This window comes from Parasaccharibacter sp. TMW2.1882 (assembly GCF_023337635.1).
Classification (GTDB): Bacteria; Pseudomonadota; Alphaproteobacteria; order Acetobacterales; family Acetobacteraceae; genus Bombella; species Bombella apis.
Genome location: NZ_NWUT01000001.1, coordinates 1,106,413 through 1,128,824 on the forward strand (window position 1 = coordinate 1,106,413; position 22,412 = coordinate 1,128,824).

Consider the following 22,412-nt stretch of genomic DNA (forward strand, 5'->3'; position numbering starts at 1 on the left):
TGACAGGGCACCACCATAGGCAGCCCCCGTCCCCTCGGCCATACCCACCCATAAAAAACAGGCAACACTCTGCTTCTTCCCGTTCTTTTGCAGGCCATGTTATAGGGAGGGCATGAAGCGTTCCCCCATGCTGCCAGACAGCCCGCCCTCACCATCCCAGAAGCCCCGTTTCCGCCGCTGGCGGTTTCTGCTGGGGGCTGCCCTTGGCATCGGTACGTTTGGCGTTTCTGCCGTCATTCTCACAGGGGTGGGACTGTATGCCCATCTCAGCGCCAATCTGCCCAGCGTGGACGCTCTCCAGCATTACAAGCCGCCCGTGGTCAGCCGACTGTACACGGCCGATGACCAGCTCATGGCGGAGCTGTCCCACGAGCGGCGCATCTATGTGCCCATCCGGGCCATTCCCCCGCTCGTCCGCAATGCCTTCATTGCGGCGGAGGACCAGAATTTCTATTCCCATGGCGGCGTGGACCCGCTGGCCATGCTGCGGGCGGGCGTGACGGACATCTTCAGCATCCTCACCCATCAGGGCAAACGGCCTCTGGGGGCCTCGACCATCACCCAGCAGGTGGCCAAGGTCATGCTGCTGAACAACAACAGCCTGACCATCGAACGGAAGGTGCGGGAAGCCCTGCTCGCCATGCGGATCGAGCACACGCTTTCCAAGGACCGGATTCTGGAAATCTACCTGAACGGCATCTATCTGGGGAACGGAGCCTACGGGGTCGAGGCGGCGGCGCAGACCTACTTCAACAAGACGCTGGACCAGCTGAGCGATGCCGAGGCGGCGATGCTCGCCAGCATGCCCAAATCCCCCAGCAACTATAATCCGTTCCTCCACCCCAAAGCGGCCATGTGGCGGCGCAACTGGGTGCTGGACCGGATGGGCGAAACCCACGCCATCCCTGCCGATGAAGCCCAGCAGGCCAAGCAGGACCCGCTCGTGCCGCAAGGGCAGGTGCGCTTCGGTCCGCTTGCAGGGTCCGAATGGTTCGCTGCGGAAGTCCGCCGCCAGCTGACATCCCTCTATAATGAGGAACAGACAACGGAAGGCGGGCTGGACGTCCATACCAGCCTCGACCCGCACCTCCAGCAGGTCAGCACGAAACTGCTGCGGGAAGGGCTGATGGCCTATGCCCACACCCATGAGGGCTGGCACGGGGCTGTCGGCCATCTGGACGGTGACGCCATGGCAGACTGGCAGGGCAGCATGGCCCGGCAGAAAAATCCGGCTGGCATGCTGTCCACATGGCGTCTGGCCGTCGTCCTCTCCACAACACCAGCACCCCGTGTCGGCTGGGTGAAGGCGCATGAGGCCCACACTGCCACGCTTCGCAAGACAGACGAAACATGGAGCCGCCGCACCCATCCGCTTCAGACGGGTGACCTCGTGATGATCGAGCCGCAGGATGACGGCTCCGCCGCCCTGGAGCAGATTCCGCAGGTGGAAGGGGCGACCGTTACGCTGGATGCCCATACGGGGCGTGTCCTGGCCCTCGTGGGGGGCTGGTCCTTCCAGCAGAGCCAGTTCAACCGTGTCACGCAGGCGCAGCGCCAGCCGGGGTCTTCTTTCAAGCCGCTGGTCTATCTGGCAGCGATGGAACGGGACATTTCCCCCTCCGAAACATTCGATGATTCTCCCATCAGTTTCGGAGACTGGAAGCCGCAGAATTACGAACACGACAACTGGGGCCCCACCACCCTGCATGATGCCCTGCGGGAAAGCCGCAACCTCGTGACCATCCGTGTGGCGGCCCATCTGGGCATGAAGGCCGTCAGCGACATGGCCGTACGGTCCGGCATGGTGGACAACATGCCACCCTACCTGCCCGCTGCCCTCGGAGCCGTGGAGACCACCGTCCTGCGGGAGGCCGGGGCCTATGCGGCCATCGCCAATGGTGGCCACAGCATCACCCCCAGCCTGATCGACTACATCCAGAATCCTGATGGCACCATCATCTGGCGCAACCAGGCCAACCGGCGTACCGTGACAACAGAAAACGGGATGCCCGTCATCCATGATGGCCGTCCGGTCCTGGCCTCGCCGCAGAGTGCCTTCCAGATCACCACCATGATGCGGGATGTCATCGCCCGGGGCACGGGCGTACGGGCTGGCGTGGGAATCGACCGCCCCATCGCCGGGAAGACCGGTACCAGTCAGGACTATCATGATGCCTGGTTCGCCGGGTTCTCTCCCGACACCGTCACCGTGGTATGGATCGGCTATGATGCGCCCCGCAGCCTGGGCAAGAATGAAACAGGCGGCCATCTGGCCGGGCCGATCTGGAACGGCATCATGAAGGCCGTCTTCGCCACCCGGCCCCGGCTGGAGTTCCCCGCACCGGACGGCATCACGCTGGCGGAATATGATACAGGGCGCATCCGTGCCACGGATGCCTTCAAACCGAACCAGATTCCGGGAGCCTCCGTGCCGCTGCATGGTTTCGGAGCCGGGACACAGGCCCTTACCGCTGCTGACACCGGTGCGGACATGATTCCTGATTCCGAGACGGACATGCCCAGCTCCAGCCCGTCCAGCAGTGGTACCATCACCGACCCGCTGGATGGAACCATGCCCTCACATGCCCCTGCTTCCCTGCCTGCGGCACCGCCCCAGGAGAAAGCAAACCCGGCAGAGGGAGGTGACATTGGCGTCGGTGGTCTATACTAAGGCAGCAACATCAACCTGAAGAAAGCAGGAGAACGCCTGATGTCGGCTGAGACCGAAGCCCTCTCCGAACAGATCAAGCAGTCGGTGGCACTGCTGAGGAGGCATCTTTGACTGGGATGTCGCCAAAACACGCCTTGCCGAACTGAACCATCTCTCTGAAGACCCGGACCTCTGGAACAACCCGGACGCCGCCCAGAAACTGATGCGTGAGCGCACGATGCTCGCCAACCAGATCGAAGGGGTCGAGGCTCTGGAGGCCGACGTGCAGGACACGCTGGACCTTGTCGAGCTGGCCGAGATGGAAAATGACGACACCGTGGTGCAGGAAGGCCTCGCCACCCTGCGCAGCCTCGCCGCCCAGGCCCAGCAGCGTGAGACGGAAAGCCTCCTCTCCGGTGAAGCCGATAGCAATGACTGCTATCTTGAGGTCAATGCCGGTGCTGGCGGTACGGAAGCGCAGGACTGGGCCGAGATGCTGCTGCGGATGTATACCCGCTGGTCCGAAAAGCATGGCTACAAGGTCTCTCTGATGGAAAGCAGTGAAGGGGAACAGGCCGGGCTGAAATCCGCCACGATCCTCGTCAGCGGTCCCAATGCCTATGGCTGGCTGAAGACGGAAGCCGGGGTGCATCGCCTCGTGCGCATCTCCCCCTTCGACTCCGCTGCACGGCGGCAGACCTCCTTTGCCTCCATCTACATCTCACCTGTTGTGGATGATTCCATCGAAATCGAGATCATCGATTCCGACCTGCGTGTGGATACGTTCCGGGCCTCCGGGGCTGGTGGGCAGCACGTCAACAAGACGGACTCCGCCATCCGCATCACCCACATCCCGACAGGTATCGTCGTGGCCTGCCAGACGGACCGGTCCCAGCACCGCAACCGGGCTACGGCCATGGAAATGCTGAAGGCCCGCCTCTATGAGGCCGAACTTCAGAAGCGGGAGGCCGAGGCCTCCGCCGCCGAGGCCGCCAAGACGGACATCGGCTGGGGGCACCAGATACGGTCCTACGTTCTGGCGCCGTATCAGCTCGTCAAGGACCTGCGGACCAACATCGAGAAGGGCAACCCTGATGCTGTGCTCGATGGCGATCTGGATGAGTTCATGGCAGCATCTCTGGCCCAGCGTGTGAGCGCCACACGCTCCGAGGCCAGCGCCACGGCACAGTAAACCCGTCTGACACGGGGGCACTCACCCGGAGCAGACCGCAAGAGAGGGGGCATGACATTCTGGTTCATGTCCCCTCTCTTAATGGTAGCTTTTTTCGCCAATAAAACGATTAAATATCGTATTTAATATCAATCATCAAAAAAATATGTTTTTTTCATAAGAAGGACCAACCAAAACAATTCACAGGCCGGGCATCATCACAGCCACGAAAAACCTTTCAAAATCGTCCATAAACTGCCGTTTTTCCGATTTCCTCAAAAAATATCCACAGATGTGCCCCTGTTTATGCACAGGCGATCCTGCGAAAGAGTCGCATGAGAGCCCTTGCATCAAAGGGGCGGCTTGGGCCATTGGTAAAGGAACCGATACGGGAACGTTCCCGTGCTGCTTTGCTGTCTCCCCTTACCGGGCAGGGCCTGACCGCCAGGGACGAGGAGAAGGAATCGGCATGGGGCCGTGCCCGTGATGCGGCACAAGGTTTTTCCCCTCCCCCGTACGGGCATGTCCCGTCTTGTGAGGGTACCAGTCATGCTGGCAGGCCTGCCCTGCCGGGAAGAAGCGCCGGACCTGCGGCGTGGAAAAGGGTAAGAAGGTTTTGGAATGAGAAGCTATGCCGCCCAGCAACGCAAACCGACGGATTACATCGTCGCTGTTGTCGTGGCTTTTCTGGCCATCGGGCTGGTGGTCTATGCCTTGACACTTACCAGGATGGAAAAGCAGGAACCCTCGCATCCCCCCATCCAGACACGTGTCATTGCGGAGGCTCCCCCACCACCGCCGCCTCCACCACCACCGCAGCCGGTGATGGTGCAACCGCCGCCACCTTATATCCCCCCTCCCAAGATCAGGGTGGCACCCCCCCCAAAACCGCCGATCCAGCACAGCCACCAGAAGGCCCCCAAACCGAAGGCGGCGGCACCCCAGCCTGCACCATCGGCCCCGGCCCAGTCTTCAGCAGCGGCACCGTCGGCAAGCTCCAGCAACAGCTCGTCTGAAAGTGACCACTCCGCTGGTGCCATGCCCATCAACAATGTGCGGCCGGAATATCCAGAGGAAGCGCAGGAGGAAAGCCGTGAAGGCTCCGTGACGGCCTCCTGCGACATCCTCACCAACGGCAAACCGGCCAACTGCAAGCTGCTGAGCGTCAAGGGCGGGCACGATTTTGCCGAAAGTGCGCTGGACTTCCTCGAGCGTTCACCAGTCCGCTACCAGCCAGCCGTGGTGGGTGGGCAGCCAGTCGTGGAACACAACCACGTCCTGCATGTGGACTTTACCCTTGGTGATGAATGAAGCCATTCTGAGCCAGCACAGACCAGCATGAAGCTGCCCTGCCCCAAACGGGCCACCCCTGCGGGGGCAGGGTAGCAGACGTTTTCACATTGTCCCGACCTGCCATGGATGGCAGGAATGACAGGGAGACCGATACGGGAGGTTTCTCCCACCGGTGCAGCACCTCCAGACTGGTGCTTTTTTAGACAAGGATATGGGATTCATGACCAGACTGTTCCGCCTCCCCGTAACTGTTGCTGCGCCCCGGGCGCACGCTGTCTATGGCACGGCCCTGGCCCTGACTCTGGCTGCCATGCCGCTGGCCTCCACCGCTTTTGCGCAGGACGCTGCCCCGGCCGCTCCGCCCGCCGGGACCACGATGACAGCCCAGCCTCCCGCAGGCACCACACCCGCAGTTCCCCCCGCCGGGGCTGCACCGGCCACGGCACCAGCAGGGGCCACACCCGCTGCTCCGCCAGCTGGTGCTGAAAGCGGCACCCCGGTCACCGCTACGCCGGTCAGTGAAAAACCGACCGAGGAAGCACCGAAGGAAAACCCCTACGGGCTGGGTGCACTCTGGAAAAACGGTGACATCATCGCCCGTGGCGTCCTCCTCATCATGGCCATCATGTCTCTGGGGACATGGATCATCATGATTAGCAAATTCCTTGAACAATCCCGCCTCTTCCGGGCCTCCAGGGCCGTCAACCAGACCTTCTGGACACAGAAGACCATCCAGGAAGGGGCACAGACACTGAAGGCGGATTCCCCCTTCCGCTACATTGCCGAGACCGGCATCGTGGCAGCACGCCACCATGAAGGCTCCATGCGGGATTCCATCGACCTCCAGTCATGGACGAGCATGTCCATCCAGCGGGCGCTGGAGACCATCAACACACGTCTTCAGGGCGGGCTGGCCTTCCTTGGTACGGTCGGCTCCACCTCCCCCTTCATCGGGCTGTTCGGTACGGTCTGGGGTATCTATCATGCCCTGACAGCCATTGGCATTGCCGGCCAGGCCTCCATCGACAAGGTGGCCGGTCCTGTCGGTGAATCCCTGATCATGACAGCCATCGGTCTGGCCACGGCCGTGCCGGCCGTGCTGGGCTACAACCTGCTCGTCCGTCGCAACAAGGGTGCGATGGACCGTGTCCGCAACTTCGGGTCCGACCTTCATTCCGTCCTGATCGGCGGTTACCGTCATGACGCCGTGTTCAACAGCACGAAGGATAACAGCCCGACCACGACAACCACGAACGAGCGGATCTGAACCATGGCATTCAACACCGGAGACATGGGTGATGATGGCGAGGTGGTATCAGCCATCAACACGACACCGCTGGTTGACGTCATGCTGGTGCTGCTCATCATCTTCCTCATCACCATCCCGGTGGCCACGCACACCGTAAAGGTCAAGCTGCCGGTAGACCGCAACCAGCCAACCCAGACCAAGCCTGGCAACATCGTGCTGGCTGTCACGGCGGATGGGCAGACCTACTGGAACACACAGCCCATCGGGGACCACAAGGTGCTTGTCAGCCGTCTCATGGAAGCAGCACGCCAGCAGCCCCAGCCGCAGATACAGATCCGCGGGGACGGTTCGGCCCAGTACATGCCCATTGGCAAGATCGTGGCGGCTTGCCAGGAGGCAGGCATCCAGCACGTTGACTTCATCACAGAGCAGCCGCACGACTGACCTGTGGTCTTTCCGGCCCCTGCCCTGCCGGGTGGGGCCCTTCCTGCCGGTTCTCCCCGGCCCGGTTCACCGGGGCATGACGCCCGAGGCAGACAGTTTTTGGAGATTCCTCATGGCCATGAACGTTGGTACGGGCAGCACTCATGAAGATGAAGCCATTGTCGACATCAACACGACACCGTTGATCGACGTGATGCTGGTGCTGCTCATCATGCTCATCATCACCATCCCGCTTCAGACCCATTCCGTAGCGATCGACCTCCCCCAGGGCGATCCACCACCCTCTGCAATACAGCCGCAGGTTGCAACAATTGGCATCAGCTATGACAATACGCTGAGCTGGAATGACACGCCCATCACCTCGGAGGAGGACCTTCAGGCCCATCTGAACGGGGCCGTCCATCCCGTGACAGGTGAGCAGCCGGAGATCCATATCCGTCCCGACCGTCTTGCCACCTACAAGACCGTGGCCCATGTGATGGCGGACGCCCAGCGCCTTGGCGTGACGAAGCTGGGCATTGTTGGTCTGGACCAGTTTGTGGAAGGACAGTAACCCATGAGCCTGCCAAACCCGAAACACCCGCACGGCTGGCTGCTGGCTGGCATGTTTGGCCTGTCTGCCCTCTCCTGCCTGTCCCCCATCTCCGGGCAGGCTCCCACCCGCCTGCTCATCGGGGCAGCGCAGGCAGAGGATGAGCTGGGCCGGGAGGTCGGCACGCAGCTCCAGAATGCACAGTCGGCTCTGTCCAGCCATCAGCCAGCCAAAGCCCTGGAGTTCGTCAATGCTGCTGATGCCGTGGCAGGAAAGAGCGACTATGAAAGCTACGTCATCGCCCAGATGCGGGCAGCGGCGGCCAGCCAGGCGGGCAATGTCCCTGTCGCACTGAAGGCCTATGAAACCCTCATCAGGAACAGCCGCACCACTCCAGCCGCACGGCAGCAGATGCTCATGGCGCAGGCCAGTCTGGCCTATGGAGCCCGTGACTATGCCAGTGCCGCCAACGCAGCCAGCCGTTATCTGAAGGAAGTCGGCCCGAACCAGCAGATGCAGACCCTTCTCCTCCAGTGCCACTATCTCCAGCAGGACTGGAAGGGCACGGTGGAGGCAGGCCGGGCCATGCTGGCCGCCGACCGGAAGGCTGGACAGATTCCGGCGGAAAACCAGCTCCAGATGCTCGCCGCCGCTTACGACCAGCTGCATGACACGGCGGGCAAGACAGGCATCTATGTCAAACTGGTGAAATATCATGCCCGACCCCAGTACTGGCAGATGCTGATCCATGACCTGACAACCGACCATTCCCTCACGCCACGCATGGTCTTCAATCTCCAGCGTCTGCGCCTAGCCACTGGCCTGCTGACCAGCCCGGCCGAGTTTCAGGACATGGCAGAGCGGGCCGTGCAGATGGAGCTGCCCCAGCTGGCCCTGAACCTTCTGGATGAAGGCTATGCCCGCCACCTGCTGGGAACTGGCACCGGGGCAGAAGCCCAGGCGCATTTCCGGGCTTTCGTGGCTCAACGTGCCGCAGAAGCCCGCACCAGCCTCCCCGCCATGGTAGAAAAAGCCAAAACCTCCACCGAGGCGGGCCCCTCCCTGACAGCCGGATACAACCTTGTCCTCAACGGACAGGTGGATCAGGGTCTGGCCCTCATGCAGCAGGGACTGGGGAAACAGCCCCACCAGCCGGACCTCGCCCGCCTCTCCCTAGGCATGGCCATGATGGACGCCGGACGCCGGACAGAAGCCCTCCAGCTCTTCAGCAGCATGGATGGCGAGGGGACTGCCAACAATCTGGCCCAGCTATGGGCCGTTCAGCTCTCCGCACGTCCATCCCACTGAAAAACGGGCCATAAGGCCTTGCATACTCCGCCATTCCATCTCCGATACCGGGACGGGATGGCGGCACCCCTCCTGCCTGAAACAGGGGATTTCAGAAAATTAATCCTCCTTTCACCAGAGCGTGCCTTAAAATCCTGACACTGTTCTGCGAAAACGGCCCGGACAGAAGGCATGCTGCCGCCTCACACCAAAAAAGGAGATGCGTATCTACATGACTGACAGAATACCGCACCCCAACACGGGGGCCGCTCCGTACCGGCATTTTACCGGTCTGTTCGTACGCAGCCTGTTGCCAGCCCTGCTGGTGGCCTGTCTGGCCCTGTTCGGGTCCCTGCCCGCCCGGGCACTGGCCGCAGACGCCCCGGCACCAGCCACCACGACAGGTCTCTCCGCTGACCAGGCCCGCCAGCTCATTTCTGTCCTGAGCGATGATGCCCAGCGTCAGAAATTCCTGACGACCCTCCAGAACCTGACCCAGGCCGCGCCACAGGCGAAACATGCCTCCGTCATTGATCTGGCCCGGGAAAACATTGCCCTTTTCGGTGACCGTGCCCTCCAGCAGCTGCACATCCTGCATCAGAGCATCATCGATTTCGGCGCCATTGCCCCGTGGGTTCAGGCCCTTGTGCATGACCCGGCCCTACAGGCCCGTGTCGGCCACATCGCCCTGCGTGTGGTCATCATGCTGGTGTGCAGCTACCTGCTTTTCTTCGGCGTGCGCATCATCCTGCGCCCTCTCTACCGGCGCATCAGCAGCATGGCGAAAAAGCACGACCACATGGTTTTCCAGCAGGAAGCTGAAAAACTGCACAAGACCCGTGCCGAAGCAACGGAAGCCGCCACGGATACAGCCCGCACGGCAGCCACCCATAATGAGCAGACCAAAGAGGAGGCCGCCGCCACCCAGGCCAGCCTTGAGGACAGTCTCCGCCATCAGGGGGCACTGACACAGCTCATGCTCTGCCTGCGCCGCGCTCCCTATACGCTGGCCTGCGCCCTGCTGGAGCTGATCACCATCTGCACCTTTCCCCTGATCGCCCTGCTGATGGGCGTGCTGGACCCTGCACCTTCCACCGAAGCGGCCCATGCAATCTGGAGCATCTCCTGGCTGATCGGCATCGGGCTGGGCGTGTGGACCCTGGTCCTGCGCATCTTCCTCGCCCCACAGACCCCATGGCTGCGGCTGAGCATCCTGCGGGACAGTTCCTCAACCTTCATCTTCCGCTATTTCCGCCAGATTGGTGTCATTCTGGCCTGGGGCTTCTCACTGCTGGCCATGCTGCACGCCATGGCCATGCCTATGGCTGTTTCCAGCGGTCTCCAGAAGCTCCTGCTGCTGGCCGTCCACCTCTTCCTCGCCGTCATGATCATCCGCTCCCGCAAGCGGGTGCAGCATGCCTGCCAGCATATCGGTGCAGCCAACCGCCGCCTCCAGTCCATCATGGCGCTGGTCTCCGGCAGCTGGTGGATTGTGGCCCTGTTCTTCGACTTCGCCCTGTGGCTTGTCTGGGCAGCCGACATTGATGGCGGATACCAGCTCATCCTCCAGATATTCGTCCGTACCCTGGTGGCGCTGGTAGCTGTCCGCATTGTCAGCATTCTGGCCTATGGCGGACTGGAGCGCTTCATGCGGGCACTGGACAGCTGGAATCTCAATGAAGAGACGCTGTTCCGCATCCGCCGTTACTACCCGGCTGCCACGACGGTCATCCGTCTCGTCATGGCCGTCCTGACCATTCTGGCCCTTGCTCTGGCGTGGGGCGCTCCGGTTTACATCCTGCTCGGCCATGACACGCTTGGTCCCCGCATCTTCCAGGCAGCCTTGACCATTCTGGTGGCTCTGGTCATCGGGATTCTGGCTTGGGAGGTCGCCAATGTGACCATCGAGCATCATATCCGCCGTCTGGGCGAACAGGACAGCCGGGATGTGCAGATCCGCATTGCCCGCCTGCAGACACTGACACCGATGTTCCGCATCCTGTTCCTGCTGGTTCTGGCTGTCATCATCGGGCTGACGGTCCTCTCCCAGCTTGGAATTGATACAGGCCCGCTCATCGCCAGTGCTTCCATCTTTGGTGTGGCGCTGGGTTTCGGCTCCCAGAAGCTGGTGCAGGACTTCATCAGCGGAATTTTCCTCCTGCTGGAAAATGCCCTGACTGTCGGCGACTCCGTAACGCTGAACGGCACCTATGGCGTGATCGAACGGCTCTCCCTGCGCTCCGTTCATGTCCGGGCCAATGACGGATCGATGAACATTTTCTCGTTCAGCTCGCTCAGCCAGGTGACCAACTACAACCGTGACTTCTCCCGTGCGATGATTCTCGCCACGGTGGACATCGACAGCGATACGGACCAGGTCGCTGCCATCCTTGTGGAAATTGGCAAGGAAATGCGGAATGAAGAGGCCTACAGAGACCTCATCCTGGCAGATTTCGACCTTTGGGGCGTGTCTGCCATCGGCACATCCTCCGTCTCCGTGAAGGGTGTCTATCCCACCACGAATGCCGGACGCTGGACGGTGGAATGGGAATTCAACCGCCGCATGAAAAAACGGTTCGAACAGGCGGGCATCCAGTATCCCCGTGATGTGGTGGACATCCAGGGCCCGGCGCTGGAGCATTTCATCAACAGCAGGGGCGTGCCCGATACAACCACCGGGCAGAACAAGGCCTGACCGGCCTCTGCCCTTCCCCCCCCTTCCGCCATGACAGGCAAGGGGGGCTGATACAGAAAAGCCCCTGCCTTTACGGACAGGGGCTTTTTTCCGGCCAGACTGAAAGCTCAGCGAGCCTCATCATAGGAGCGCAGAGCCAGAAGCGCCCAGATGGTTGCCGGAATCCAACCCAGAATGGTGATCTGCAACACCAGGCAGATGATCCCTGCAATCGGACGGCCAATGGTAAAGAACGTCAGCCAGGGGATGAAAAAGGCGATCAGAATACGAATCATGGCTATTCCTCCATGCAATACGGGCATGACTGCAAAAATAGTGGGTTCCCAGTACGGAAAACCATCTCCTTCATCCTTAAAAAAAATGCCATTATTATGAAAGTGTTATTCTGTCCGCTGGAATGACACTGCCAGAAAACCGGAACTTCCACCCGCCCCGGGGGCTCCTCTCCCCCAAAACGGCACCATGAATCAGAAGAGTGTCTGCCATGATCATCGCCTCAGTGTCCTATCTCGCCTCCCCGGATGAGGTTCAGGCCCAACGCCCTGCACACCGTGCCTTCCTTGCAACGCTTTTCGAGCGGCGCATCCTGCTGGCATCCGGCCCCAAACTATCGGGGGATGGGGGCATTCTCATTGTCCGGGATGGGATCACCAGAGAGGAAATTGAAACCCTTCTGGCGGAAGACCCTTTCATCACCTCTGGCGTGGGGCAATACGACTTCACCGAGTTCAGAACGGCGCAACTTGCCCCCGAACTGACAGAGACCCGCTGACCATGAGCCCGGCAGGCCACGCCACAAGGAGCATGGCCTGCCAGATGACGTCTCCGTTATCCAAAGATGATCGCAGCAGGCGACACGTAATGATAAAGTAAATGTTAGCCATTCATTCAATAAGATGAGCCGTGAGGTCTGGCCCCCGCCAGCCCCTTTCAGCAAAGGAACATGCCATGGCAGATTTTCTGACGGAAAAGGTGCCTGAACACCCTGCCGCCATCCTTGGCGCTGGCACGATGGGCTCCCGTATCGCCCTGATGCTGGCAACACGCGGCGGCACCGTCCGCCTTTTTGACAGGCAGGAAGAAACCACCCGGAAGGCCATCGCCTATGTCGGGCAGCACTTGCCTGACGTTGTCGCCTCTGTCGAAGGTGGAAAAGCCGGCCATGTGGACATCGCCACCACACTGGAAGACGCCGTGAAAGACGCCTGGCTTGTCATCGAGGCCCTGCCTGAAAAGCAGGACCTCAAGACGGACATCTTTGGCCAGCTGGACCAGCTGGCACCTGCCGATGCCATCCTCGCCACCAACTCCTCCTCATTCCCTTCCAGCCAGATCGTCGGCAAGGTGACGAAGAAGAACCGGGTCCTCAACACCCACTTCATGATGCCACCTGAAAAACGGGCCGTGGAACTCATGTCCTGTGGAGAGACTGACACGGCCCTCATGGAGGATCTGGCCCGCTATTTCAGCGAGGTGGGACTGTCCCCCTACATTGCCCGGAAAGAGAGCATCGGATTCATCGAGAACCGCATCTGGGCCGCCATCAAGCGTGAAGCCCTCTGTGTCGCCGCAGAAGGTGTGGCCGACCCCGAAACCATAGACCGCCTCTACTGCGAGACACAGGGCACGACTGCCGGGCCATTCCGCCTCATGGACCAGGTCGGACTCGATATCGTCCTCCAGATCGAGGAACATTATGCCGCAGCCTTCCCCCACCTGCCCGAAGCGCCCCGCACGCTGCTCCGCAGGATGATTGCCGAACACAGGCTGGGCGTGAAAAGCGGGCGTGGTTTCTATGATTACAGCAAGGCCACCTCATGACCCGAAACATCATTCTTCATTCACTCGAGATCGAACCTGCCCGGATCACTGCCCTCTCCGTACAGGATGGCTGCCCACTGTCCCATATCGACATCGGCTGGGGCTGCCCGGACGGGGTGTGGATCGACCCCACGGAAGGCCGGATATACTGGACGAACATGGGCGCCAACCCCAGTGATGCCGATGGCACCATCGAATCCGCCCGACTGGATGGCAGCGACCACAAGGTGCTTGTGGCCAACGGACTGGTCGTCACCCCCAAACAGCTGACATCCACCCCGGGAGGCGAGCATCTCTACTGGTGCGACCGTGAAGGAATGCGCATCATGCGGTGCCGCCGTGATGGCTCCGACGTGGAGGTGCTTCTTCAGACCGGCACCTACCCGGAGCACATGAAGGATGCCACACGCCACTGTGTAGGCATCACCCTTGATACCAGCAACGGCCATCTCTACTGGTCGCAGAAAGGCCCTCCCAAAGGGGGGCGTGGCCGCATTTTCCGCATGTCTCTGGACCTCCCTGCCGGTACGGACCCCGCAGACCGTCATGACATCGAGCTTCTGGCCGACCATCTGCCAGAGCCGATCGACCTGCATGTCTCGCCTGCTCTGGGCAAGCTCTGGTGGACGGACCGTGGCGCTGCGCCCGATGGCAACAGCCTCAATGTCGCCCGGGTGGATGAACACGGGCTGCATGACCAGCAGGTCATCCTGCGGGACCTGGATGAGGCCATCGGTCTGGCGGTCGATGCCGAAGGTACCCTGGCCTTTGTCAGTGACCTTGGCGGATCCATCCGGGAAGTCATTCTCGAAACCGGACAGGCCAGACTCATCACCAAACAGGCACCAACAACAGGTCTCTGTTTGGTGGTACAGGAAGACTGACCTCCTCTACAGGGGGTAGGAACACCTGCCCCCGAACAGACACGGTGAAAGGCCTTTCATAAAGTCCCGCACATATTCATCAGGCTTTATATTCCTTTATCATTAACTGTTCATATGGTCATCTCTTTACCTTGACAGAATAGAGCGACCCGCTAAAAACACTCTCTACGCACGGCCTTCCCCGGCCAGAAAAATCATTCCGCACAAGCGGGATGTAATGGTGCAGCCTTGGCAGGACTTTTCCACCCCTGTGGAACTGTCCATGATACCGTACTGATCCACCCCTTAATGTTGAAAGGTACCACCATGTCCCGGTTTTCCCACCTTCCCCGGCGCCGTTTTCTTGGCCTTTCAGCAGGGCTGGCTGGTGCTGCCGCCCTTGGCCTGGCCCATCCGGGAATCGCCCGTGCCGATGGCCGTACGCTGAAAATCGGCATCATGTCTGGCGAGGACGAGGATATCTGGCGGCTCGTCAGCCAGAATGCTGCCCAGCGTGGCCTGACGCTGAAGATCATCCCATTCTCCGACTACAACACGCCCAATGAGGCCCTGTCAGAGCATGACGTGGACGCCAATGCCTTCCAGCACCGGCCCTTCCTCGATGCCCAGATCAAGGCCCACGGCTACAGGATCGTCCCTGTCGGCGACACATACTTCCAGCCGATTGGCCTGTATTCCCACAAATGGCACTCCGTGGCCGAAATTCCGCAGAATGCCCGTATTGGCATCCCCAACGACCCCAGCAACGAGGGTCGTGCCCTCCATGTGCTGGAAACACTGGGGCTGATCCGTCTGCCTGCTGATTCCGGCCTTTTCCCCACGGCGCTGGATGTCACCGACAACCCCCGCAACATCTCCATCGAAGAGCTGGATGCCGGTGTGGTTGGCCGCTCCCTGCCTGATCTGGATGCTGCCGTTGTCAACATGGACTGGGCCCGCAAGGCAGGCATCACCGAGCAGGAACGCATTGGCGTGGAGGGGCTGAAGAACAACCCGTACGTCAATTTCATCTCCGTCAATGAGGGTGATGCCAACGCTGAATGGGTCAAGCCGCTGGTGGAAAGCTATCACCAGCCGAATGTCCACAAGCTCATTCTGGACATCTATCACGGCACAGTCACACCTGCGTGGCCATGAAGCCCATTCTCGATATCCAGCACGTCACCCACAGTTTTGGGCAGCATACGGCTCTTCAGGACATCTCCTTCTCGGTAAAGCAGGGGGAAGTTGTGGGGCTGATCGGCCGCTCTGGAGCAGGGAAGTCCACCCTGCTCCGCTGCCTCTGTGCGCTGGAACGCCCCCAGCAGGGCCACATCCTGCTGGATGGTGTGGACCTCACCACACAACCAGAGCGGCAGCTTGTCCGCATCCGCCGCAAGATCGGTCTGGTCTTCCAGCATTTCAATCTGCTGACTTCCCGCACCGTGGCAGGCAACATTGCCCTGCCCCTCCAGATCGCCGGGTGCCCCCGCAAAGAACAGGCCAACCGCATTGCGGAACTGCTGGAGCTTGTCGGGCTGAAGGGCTTTGAAAAGAAATACCCCTCCCAGCTTTCCGGCGGGCAGAAACAGCGTGTCGGCATTGCCCGTGCTCTGGCAGCCAACCCGACGCTGCTCCTCTGCGATGAAGCCACCTCTGCTCTGGACCCGGAATCCACCAGCTCCATCCTCAACCTGCTGGCCGACATCAACAGGAAGCTGGGGCTGACCATCGTTCTCATCACCCATGAGATGGATGTGGTCCGCCGCTTTGCCCAGCGGATCCTGGTCCTCGATCATGGCCGCCTCGTCGAAGATGGAACCCTGCTGGACTTCCTCCGGGATGGACAGAACAACCGGACCCTCCAGACCCTTCTGGCAGATATCCGTCCCTCCCTCCCTGCCTTTCTGGCACAGACAATGGCTGCCACACCGTCAGCAGGACCACACAAGGCCATCGTACGGCTCGTCCTCAGCGGGACTGATGCCAGCGAGCCGCTCTTCAGTGCACTGCATGAACGGTTCGGCGTGCAGACGGCCCTGCTACAGGGCGGCGTGACCACCGTCGGGGACCATCTGAGTGGTGACATGATCCTCAGCCTTGAAGGAGACAGGACGGAACAGGCTCTGAATCACCTGAAGACGGCAGCGCAGAACATGGAGGTCCTGGGATATGTCCCCTCTCATTCTTAAGCTGATCCTCCATTCCACATGGCAGACGCTGGAAATGGTCGTGGCCTCCACGGCCCTTTCCGTCCTGTTCGGACTGCCGCTGGCCCTGTTCATGATCGCCACCGGCCCGCAGGGGCTGTACCGGCTGCCTTTTGCCGCCCGACTGATGGGCATGGTGGTGGATGCCGTCCGTGCCGTGCCATTCATCATCCTGCTGGTGCTGCTCATCCCTGTCACGCGCTTCATCGCCGGGACGTCTCTGGGGACGGAAGCGGCCATCGTGCCGCTATCCATCGCCGGGATTCCCTATTTTGCCCGCATTGCCGAAATGGCCCTGCGGGAGGTTGATTCCGGCCTTGTGGATGCCGTCCGGGCCATGGGTGGCACACGCATGACCATCATCCGCTCCGTCCTGATTGCCGAGGCCCTACCGGGACTTGTCACCGGCGTGACGGTCACGCTCATCACCATGGTCGGGGCCTCTGCCATGGCGGGCGTCATCGGGGCGGGGGGCCTGGGTGACCTTGCCATCCGTTACGGGTATCAGCGTTTCAACACCACCGTCATGTTCGGGGTGGTGGTGGTTCTCATCATCATGGTCAGCCTGATGCAGCTCATCGGCAACAGTCTGGCCCGCTGGCTGAAACACTGAAGCATCCGCCTTCTTTCTATCGCCATTAAAAAAAAGCCCGCCCCTTCAGAGAGGCGGGCTTTTCCGTATCAGGGCTGACACCGTGACCTTCAGGCGGCGTCCAGCGCCTGCTTCACGTCCACCAGCAGATCATCCACATGCTCCACACCGATGGAGAGCCGCACGGTGGATGACGTGACGCCAATGCGCTCCCGTACCTCTTTCGGCACGCCGGAATGTGTCATCGTCGCCGGATGGCTGGCCAGAGACTCCGTGCCTCCCAGGCTGACAGCCAGCTTCATGATCTTCAGCGCATTAAGGAAGCGGAAAGCCGCAGCCTCACCCCCTTCAATATCAAAGGAGAAGGTCGAGCCAGCACCACTGCACTGGCGGGCATAGACTTTCCCCTCCGCCGAATCAGCCTCGTAGAACGGTGGGAAATGCACCTTGTTCACCTTGGCATGATCCCGCAGCAGCTCCGCCACACGCTGGGCATTGAGGGTGGCACGCTCCATGCGCAGCCCCAGCGTCTCCAGAGAGCGGCCCAGCATCCAGCAGCTATGCGGGTCCAGATGGGTTCCAATGGCCCCACGGAGCTGACGCACCGGGCGTGTCATGGCATCACTGCCCAGAACGGCCCCGGCCACGAGATCGGAATGGCCGCCGACATATTTTGTCAGGGAATACAGTGACAGATCGGCCCCATGCTTCAGCGGATGCTGATAAAGCGGCCCGAGCAGCGTGTTGTCACAGACGATGATGGGACGGCTGCCCTGTCTGGCCTCGATCTCCTCGGCAATGCGGCGCACCAGCTTCAGGTCCACCAGACCATTGGTCGGATTGGCCGGTGTCTCGATCAGGATCAGGGAGACACGCCCTTCTGCGATGGCCTTTTCGGCAGCCTCACGCATGATGGCCTCATCCACTCCGCAGCTTCCCAGCCCCACGGACTTGATTCCCAAAGAAGCCATGGTCTTGGTCAGCAGGGTTTCCGTCCCACCATAGAGCGGCTGGGAATGAAGAATCACATCACCGGGGCGGGCATAGGCCAGCAGAGTGGTGGCAATGGCCGACATGCCAGAAGAAAACAGCACCCCACGCTCTGCTTCTTCGTAAACAGCCAGACGGTCTTCAACAATCTCACTGTTCGGATGGTTGAAGCGGGAATAAACCAGCCCCTGCCCCTTGCCTTCCGGCGGTTCTTTCCGGCCGGAAACATAATCAAAAAAATCCCGGCCATCTTCTGCCGTGGGAAAAACGAAGGTCGACGTCAGAAACACGGGCGGTTTCACGGCTCCTTCCGAAAGGGCCGGGTCATAACCGTAATTGAGCATCTGTGTCTCGGGATGCAGCTTATGGCTGCCAATATGGGTCTTCTTGTGATCTGACGCCATTGGGAATTTCCTTCAGCAGGTACCTAGCCTGTATATGATCCATCACCCAGCTTCAGGACTGCCGGACAGTGCCAATACGGCACCAGGGCAGCCAGTCTGGAGAGCAGAACAAGGATATGTTGTTTTCCTTATATCCTGCCTGATCCATCGACTGATACCACATCCCCCAGAGCGGATAAAGCTGTGCCCCCCATTGGCAGCCAACATAAAAAAACACCCCCATCGGACCGATGAGGGTGCTTGCTGGCTGACCCGGCAAAAAGGAACCGCTTACCGTCCCCCCCCATGGCGGGGCAGGATGCGATCCACCACCTGATCTTTCCGGATGAAACGGTGATAAAGAGCTGCCAGCACATGCAGGACTATGAATCCACCGAAAGTCCATGCAAGCCAGTTATGAACATCTGGCATGATTTCCGCCAGATAGCCGCTATCCATCACGCTCTGCGGCAGAGGGATCAGCGGCCACGATACCAGCCCGAACAGCACGATCGGCATGGCCATGGCAGAGACCATGAGCCAGCCCGTCACGGGCAGGATGATCTGATACAGGTAGAGGAGCCCTTCCATCCCACCTGCCACCACACGCTGCCCTGCCGACAGGTCCTGCGGCAAGGCCGGGGCCCTATGTGTCAGGCGCCAGAGGACACGCACCACGATCAGCAGCATGGTCACGATGCCGACAGACTTGTGCAGCTGATGCAGGGGTGTCGGATCATTGAGGGGTACATGATCCATATACAGCCCCAGGCCGATCATGAAGAGGATCAATACCGCAATCACCCAATGCAGGATGATGGCCACCGAACCATAACGTTCCGGTCTGCCGGTTCCTGTTTCCACTTTCTCTGACACACTCTGCCTCCATAGACCATGGAATAAAAAAACGGCCCCTCCGTTCCTGAGAACGGAAACAGGGCCGACCCAGCAGTAAACAGTCTCCAGCCCTTGGGCCAGACCCCTCTTACTTGCCGTTCTTGCTGTCCACATCCTGGAACAGCTCATTGAAGCGACGCTTGGCAGCGCCATAAAGCGGCGCCTTGCGGGCCTCTGCTTCATTGTTGGCATTATCGACAACAACCAGCCCTACCATGCCCAGCGCAAAATGGGGCAGGCACTTATAGCCATACAGACCCGGCTTGGTGAACTGTACCGTCTTTTCCTGGCTGAAAGGAACATTGATGGGCTGTGCGCCATCAGGTGTCATGCCGGGGATGGACTGGGCGTTATGACCCTTGTCCGTCGGAATGAAATGAACACTGTCACCAGAATGGATGTAAACGACAGCTGGCTCAAAAGAGAAACCGTGACTGCCATGGCTCAGCATCTGCACATCAACCGTAGCCGCCGTGGCAGAAAAGGCTGTTGCCATAAACAGGGCGAGTGCACCACCAGCAAATTTCAACATGCTATCCTCCACGTTTGGACAGACCGCCGGGGAGATGTCTCCCCGACGGAATGTATCGTCTGATCTTCCCGCAGGAAGAGACGGATCTTAGCGCTGCAGGTCGAAGCGGTCGAGGTTCATCACCTTCGTCCAGACCTTCACGAAGTCATTGTAGAACTTCGCCTTGCCATCGTTGGAGGCGTAAACCTCAGCAACGGCACGCAGCTCGGGGTTGGCACCGAAGACCAGGTCCACGTCCGTGGCTGTCCACTGCTTCTGCCCGGTTGCACGGTCAAAGCCCTCGTAAAGGTCTTCCTGACCCTCAACCTTCTGCCAGCGTGTGTCCATCGTCAGCACGTTGGTGAAGAAGTCCGTGCTCAGCACACCCGGGTTCTTCGTCAGCACACCGTTGGCGGAGTGACCCGTGTTGATGTCCAGAGTACGCAGACCACCCAGCAGGACTGTCATCTCAGGGATGGTCAGACCCAGCGTGTCAGCCTTGTCCACCAGAGCGTTCAGAGGCGGCGTGTTGTCCGCATCCGCACGGTAGTAGTTGCGGAAGGCATCAGCCGTCGGCTCCAGCAGGTTGAAGGAGTTGACGTCCGTCTGGTCCTGTGTGGCATCGCCACGGCCCGGAGCGAACGGCACCTGGATATTCACACCAGCCTTCTTGGCAGCATCCTCGATACCGACGCTACCGCCGAGAACGATGATGTCAGCCAGAGCAACCTTGCGGGCGCTGTGAGCGTTGAACTTGTCGCGGACCTGCTCCAGCTTCGGCAGGACGGTCTTCAGCTCTTCCGGATCGTTCACGGCCCAGCCGTTCTGCGGCATCAGGGCCAGACGGCCACCGTTGGCACCGCCACGGTGATCGGTCACGCGGTGGGAAGAAGCAGCAGCCCATGCTGTCTTGATCAGCTCACGGTCGGACAGACCGGTTGCAGCGATCAGCTTGCGCAGCTCACGGACGTCAGCCTGGTTGATCGGCTTGGCCGGCATGTTGACCGGGTCCTGCCACACGAAGGTTTCCTTCGGAACTTCGCTGCCGAAGTAGCGGCTCTTCGGACCCATGTCACGAACGACCAGCTTGAACCATGCACGGGCGAAGGCATCGGCGAACTCGTTCGGATGCTCGGCCCAGCGGGCAAGGATCTTGTGGTAGGCCGGATCGGTCTTCAGGGCGATGTCCGTGGTGAACATCATGATCGGACGCATCTTGGACGGATCGTTCGGGTTTGCCGGATCCGGAGCAATCTTGTCATCCGTCTTGGTGTGCCACTGATGAGCACCGGTCGGGCTTGTGCCCAGCACCCAGTCATTGTTCAGCAGGTTGTCAATGTACTGCGTGGTGAAGTGGATCGGATCGGCAGACCAGGAGCCTTCCAGACCGCTGGTGGACGCATCGTCAGCCGTCTGCTTGCCCTTGATGCAGTGGTCGGCCCAGCCCAGACCCTGATGTTCCACACCGTTGGCAACCGGCGGGCCGCTCAGGCAGGAGTTCGGATGGGCACCATGAGCCTTGCCGAAGGTATGACCACCGGCGATCAGGGCCACGGTTTCTTCGTCATTCATGGCCATGCGGCCGAATGCCAGACGGATCATGGCAGCGGACTTGACCGGATCAGGATCGCCGTTCGGCCCTTCCGGGTTCACGTAGATCAGGCCCATGTGCGTGGCAGCCAGCGGGTGCTTCAGAGTACCGTTCTGACCGACCTGGAAGGAGCTCTTGTTCGGGAAGAACGTCGTGCCCGGCCCCCAGTAGATCAGCTCGGACTGCCAGTCATCCGGACGACCACCGACGAAGCCGAGGGTCTTGAAGCCCATCTGGTTCAGGGCGACGTCACCGGTCAGGACGATAAGGTCACCCCAGGAGAGCTTCTCACCATACTTCTTCTTGACGGGCCACAGGAGGCGCTTGGCCTTGTCGAGGCTGGCATTGTCCGGCCAGTCGTTCAGCTGGGCGAAACGCTGCTGGGCACCCTCTTCACCACCACGGCCATCGATGGCACGGTACGTACCGGCATTGTGCCAGGCCATACGGATGAAGAACGGACCATAGTTGCCGTAGTCAGCCGGCCACCAGGGCTGAGAGGTCAGCATGACCTTCTCGATGTCCTTGCGGACTTCCTGAAGGTTCAGCTGCTCAAACTTCTTGTGATAGTTCGTATAATAATCCGCACCGTACGGATCAGACTCTGAATCGTGAGCACGCAGCTTGGCCAGGTTCATGCCCTTCGGCCAGTAGTACTGGTTCGGGCTCGGAACATCGGCAGCCATGGCTGCAGAGGCGAAAGATGTCAGGGTCGTGCTGGCGATCAGCAGAGCAGCCCCGAAATTCTTCAGTTTCATCCTGATCAGTTCCCCATTCATGGATAAGATCTCGACAGATTGTATAGCAACAACGAGCCGGAGCACGATTGGAGCCGTCCCACACGCCACTACTACACATCGCAGGAGTTATATTATCGATGGGGGGTAAAACAAGTAAATCGTTATTTTTAATAACTCTTATAAGTTAACTCTTTTCAGAGAAACCCTTCCTCATAAAGGAAACCTAGCATATATACAAGGAAAACTATTATTGCAAGCCCCTCACGATACCTTTGTTATCTTTTTTTGCCAGTTTCCTGCCATTTTCGGGCCATCTCTTACAATGTGGAACCTGGCCTGACAGCTTGTGTTTCCGCCCCACACGCTACCAGCACACAGGCAGGGGCATGAAATAAAGGGGCCGCCCTTTTATCAGCTGTTAAATATTCACAACAGCCCACACCAGTAATTCTGCTTCATATCAAGCACTCTGTTACCGGATATTATATTTTCT

Annotated in this window: 19 protein-coding genes; 14 read left to right on the top strand and 5 right to left on the bottom strand. The window is 60.1% G+C overall.

The annotated features are described in order from the left end of the window. Positions 1-112: 112 nt before the first annotated feature. The 8 genes from CO583_RS05065 (at position 113) to CO583_RS05100 (ending at position 11,321) form a co-directional block, all read left to right on the top strand. A complete protein-coding gene (locus CO583_RS05065) occupies positions 113-2,671 on the top strand; it encodes a penicillin-binding protein 1A (protein WP_248630823.1) in 2,559 nt (852 codons plus the stop codon). Between the two features lie 39 nt (positions 2,672-2,710). Next, positions 2,711-3,842, top strand: a protein-coding gene (prfB, locus tag CO583_RS05070) for a peptide chain release factor 2 (protein WP_103765750.1) whose coding sequence is annotated in 2 segments (ribosomal slippage) — positions 2,711-2,779 and positions 2,781-3,842 — 1,131 coding nt in all. Because the reading frame shifts where the segments join, the coding sequence is not laid out codon by codon here. Between the two features lie 600 nt (positions 3,843-4,442). Next, complete coding sequence (locus CO583_RS05075) at positions 4,443-5,132, top strand: energy transducer TonB (protein WP_043558736.1); 690 nt, start codon at positions 4,443-4,445, stop codon at positions 5,130-5,132. 202 nt (positions 5,133-5,334) lie between these two features. Then, positions 5,335-6,381 (top strand): MotA/TolQ/ExbB proton channel family protein, encoded by a 1,047-nt coding sequence (locus CO583_RS05080; protein ID WP_081563354.1) that lies wholly within the window; start codon positions 5,335-5,337, stop codon positions 6,379-6,381. A gap of 3 nt (positions 6,382-6,384) precedes the next feature. After that, positions 6,385-6,807 (top strand): biopolymer transporter ExbD, encoded by a 423-nt coding sequence (locus tag CO583_RS05085; protein ID WP_043558738.1) that lies wholly within the window; start codon positions 6,385-6,387, stop codon positions 6,805-6,807. Between the two features lie 112 nt (positions 6,808-6,919). Then, the gene (locus CO583_RS05090) at positions 6,920-7,360 is read left to right on the top strand and encodes a biopolymer transporter ExbD (RefSeq protein WP_043558836.1); all 441 of its coding nucleotides are present in this window, start codon (positions 6,920-6,922) and stop codon (positions 7,358-7,360) included. 3 nt (positions 7,361-7,363) lie between these two features. Beyond that, on the top strand, positions 7,364-8,647 hold the full coding sequence (locus CO583_RS05095) for a tetratricopeptide repeat protein (RefSeq protein ID WP_232086386.1): 1,284 nt from the start codon (positions 7,364-7,366) through the stop codon (positions 8,645-8,647). Positions 8,648-8,858: 211 nt separating this feature from the next. Continuing rightward, positions 8,859-11,321: a mechanosensitive ion channel family protein gene (locus CO583_RS05100; protein ID WP_192848540.1), complete on the top strand. Its 2,463-nt coding sequence runs from the start codon at positions 8,859-8,861 to the stop codon at positions 11,319-11,321. 107 nt (positions 11,322-11,428) lie between these two features. Here the strand turns inward: CO583_RS05100 and CO583_RS05105 are convergent, their stop codons facing one another. After that, a complete protein-coding gene (locus CO583_RS05105) occupies positions 11,429-11,593 on the bottom strand; it encodes a YqaE/Pmp3 family membrane protein (RefSeq protein WP_248630853.1) in 165 nt (54 codons plus the stop codon). Positions 11,594-11,805: 212 nt separating this feature from the next. Between CO583_RS05105 and CO583_RS05110 the strand changes: the two genes are divergently transcribed. The 6 genes from CO583_RS05110 to CO583_RS05135 all read left to right on the top strand — a co-directional run bounded on the left by CO583_RS05110 (position 11,806) and on the right by CO583_RS05135 (position 16,828). Continuing rightward, complete coding sequence (locus CO583_RS05110) at positions 11,806-12,093, top strand: YciI family protein (protein ID WP_043561763.1); 288 nt, start codon at positions 11,806-11,808, stop codon at positions 12,091-12,093. Positions 12,094-12,269: 176 nt separating this feature from the next. Beyond that, positions 12,270-13,142, top strand: coding sequence for a 3-hydroxyacyl-CoA dehydrogenase family protein (locus CO583_RS05115; protein ID WP_248630822.1), 873 nt, complete (start codon positions 12,270-12,272; stop codon positions 13,140-13,142). Further along, entirely contained in the window at positions 13,139-14,026 is an 888-nt protein-coding gene (locus CO583_RS05120; protein WP_086431702.1) for a hypothetical protein, read from the top strand. The genes CO583_RS05115 and CO583_RS05120 overlap by 4 nt, the downstream gene beginning before the upstream one ends. Before the next feature lie 306 nt (positions 14,027-14,332). Beyond that, positions 14,333-15,163, top strand: a complete 831-nt coding sequence (locus tag CO583_RS05125) for a MetQ/NlpA family ABC transporter substrate-binding protein (RefSeq protein ID WP_081562507.1) — start codon at positions 14,333-14,335, stop codon at positions 15,161-15,163. Then, positions 15,160-16,197: a methionine ABC transporter ATP-binding protein gene (locus CO583_RS05130; protein ID WP_043561769.1), complete on the top strand. Its 1,038-nt coding sequence runs from the start codon at positions 15,160-15,162 to the stop codon at positions 16,195-16,197. Before CO583_RS05125 ends, CO583_RS05130 begins: the two co-directional genes overlap by 4 nt. Beyond that, complete coding sequence (locus CO583_RS05135; RefSeq protein WP_043561771.1) at positions 16,178-16,828, top strand: methionine ABC transporter permease; 651 nt, start codon at positions 16,178-16,180, stop codon at positions 16,826-16,828. The genes CO583_RS05130 and CO583_RS05135 overlap by 20 nt, the downstream gene beginning before the upstream one ends. A gap of 89 nt (positions 16,829-16,917) precedes the next feature. Here CO583_RS05135 and CO583_RS05140 read toward each other — a convergent pair whose 3' ends face one another. The 4 genes from CO583_RS05140 to katG all read right to left on the bottom strand — a co-directional run bounded on the left by CO583_RS05140 (position 16,918) and on the right by katG (position 21,937). After that, positions 16,918-18,201, bottom strand: a complete 1,284-nt coding sequence (locus tag CO583_RS05140; RefSeq protein ID WP_043561774.1) for a cystathionine gamma-synthase family protein — start codon at positions 18,199-18,201, stop codon at positions 16,918-16,920. 270 nt (positions 18,202-18,471) lie between these two features. Next, positions 18,472-19,056 (bottom strand): cytochrome b, encoded by a 585-nt coding sequence (locus CO583_RS05145; RefSeq protein WP_227431408.1) that lies wholly within the window; start codon positions 19,054-19,056, stop codon positions 18,472-18,474. Between the two features lie 109 nt (positions 19,057-19,165). Continuing rightward, a complete protein-coding gene (locus tag CO583_RS05150; protein WP_043561777.1) occupies positions 19,166-19,609 on the bottom strand; it encodes a pseudoazurin in 444 nt (147 codons plus the stop codon). Between the two features lie 87 nt (positions 19,610-19,696). After that, positions 19,697-21,937 (bottom strand): catalase/peroxidase HPI, encoded by a 2,241-nt coding sequence (gene katG / locus CO583_RS05155; RefSeq protein ID WP_043561779.1) that lies wholly within the window; start codon positions 21,935-21,937, stop codon positions 19,697-19,699. Positions 21,938-22,412 lie beyond the last annotated feature (475 nt).

Excerpts from the sequence above, each read along its gene's own strand:
- CO583_RS05130 (WP_043561769.1), top strand. The coding sequence starts at position 15,160 with ATGAAGCCCATTCTCGATATCCAGCACGTCACCCACAGTTTTGGGCAG.
- CO583_RS05095 (WP_232086386.1), top strand. The coding sequence starts at position 7,364 with ATGAGCCTGCCAAACCCGAAACACCCGCACGGCTGGCTGCTGGCTGGC.
- CO583_RS05080 (WP_081563354.1), top strand. The coding sequence starts at position 5,335 with ATGACCAGACTGTTCCGCCTCCCCGTAACTGTTGCTGCGCCCCGGGCG.
- katG (WP_043561779.1), bottom strand. The coding sequence starts at position 21,937 with ATGAAACTGAAGAATTTCGGGGCTGCTCTGCTGATCGCCAGCACGACC.
- CO583_RS05085 (WP_043558738.1), top strand. The coding sequence starts at position 6,385 with ATGGCATTCAACACCGGAGACATGGGTGATGATGGCGAGGTGGTATCA.
- CO583_RS05110 (WP_043561763.1), top strand. The coding sequence starts at position 11,806 with ATGATCATCGCCTCAGTGTCCTATCTCGCCTCCCCGGATGAGGTTCAG.
- CO583_RS05125 (WP_081562507.1), top strand. The coding sequence starts at position 14,333 with ATGTCCCGGTTTTCCCACCTTCCCCGGCGCCGTTTTCTTGGCCTTTCA.
- CO583_RS05075 (WP_043558736.1), top strand. The coding sequence starts at position 4,443 with ATGAGAAGCTATGCCGCCCAGCAACGCAAACCGACGGATTACATCGTC.
- CO583_RS05135 (WP_043561771.1), top strand. The coding sequence starts at position 16,178 with ATGTCCCCTCTCATTCTTAAGCTGATCCTCCATTCCACATGGCAGACG.
- CO583_RS05150 (WP_043561777.1), bottom strand. The coding sequence starts at position 19,609 with ATGTTGAAATTTGCTGGTGGTGCACTCGCCCTGTTTATGGCAACAGCC.
- CO583_RS05140 (WP_043561774.1), bottom strand. The coding sequence starts at position 18,201 with ATGGCGTCAGATCACAAGAAGACCCATATTGGCAGCCATAAGCTGCAT.
- CO583_RS05100 (WP_192848540.1), top strand. The coding sequence starts at position 8,859 with ATGACTGACAGAATACCGCACCCCAACACGGGGGCCGCTCCGTACCGG.
- CO583_RS05065 (WP_248630823.1), top strand. The coding sequence starts at position 113 with ATGAAGCGTTCCCCCATGCTGCCAGACAGCCCGCCCTCACCATCCCAG.
- CO583_RS05090 (WP_043558836.1), top strand. The coding sequence starts at position 6,920 with ATGGCCATGAACGTTGGTACGGGCAGCACTCATGAAGATGAAGCCATT.
- CO583_RS05115 (WP_248630822.1), top strand. The coding sequence starts at position 12,270 with ATGGCAGATTTTCTGACGGAAAAGGTGCCTGAACACCCTGCCGCCATC.
- CO583_RS05120 (WP_086431702.1), top strand. The coding sequence starts at position 13,139 with ATGACCCGAAACATCATTCTTCATTCACTCGAGATCGAACCTGCCCGG.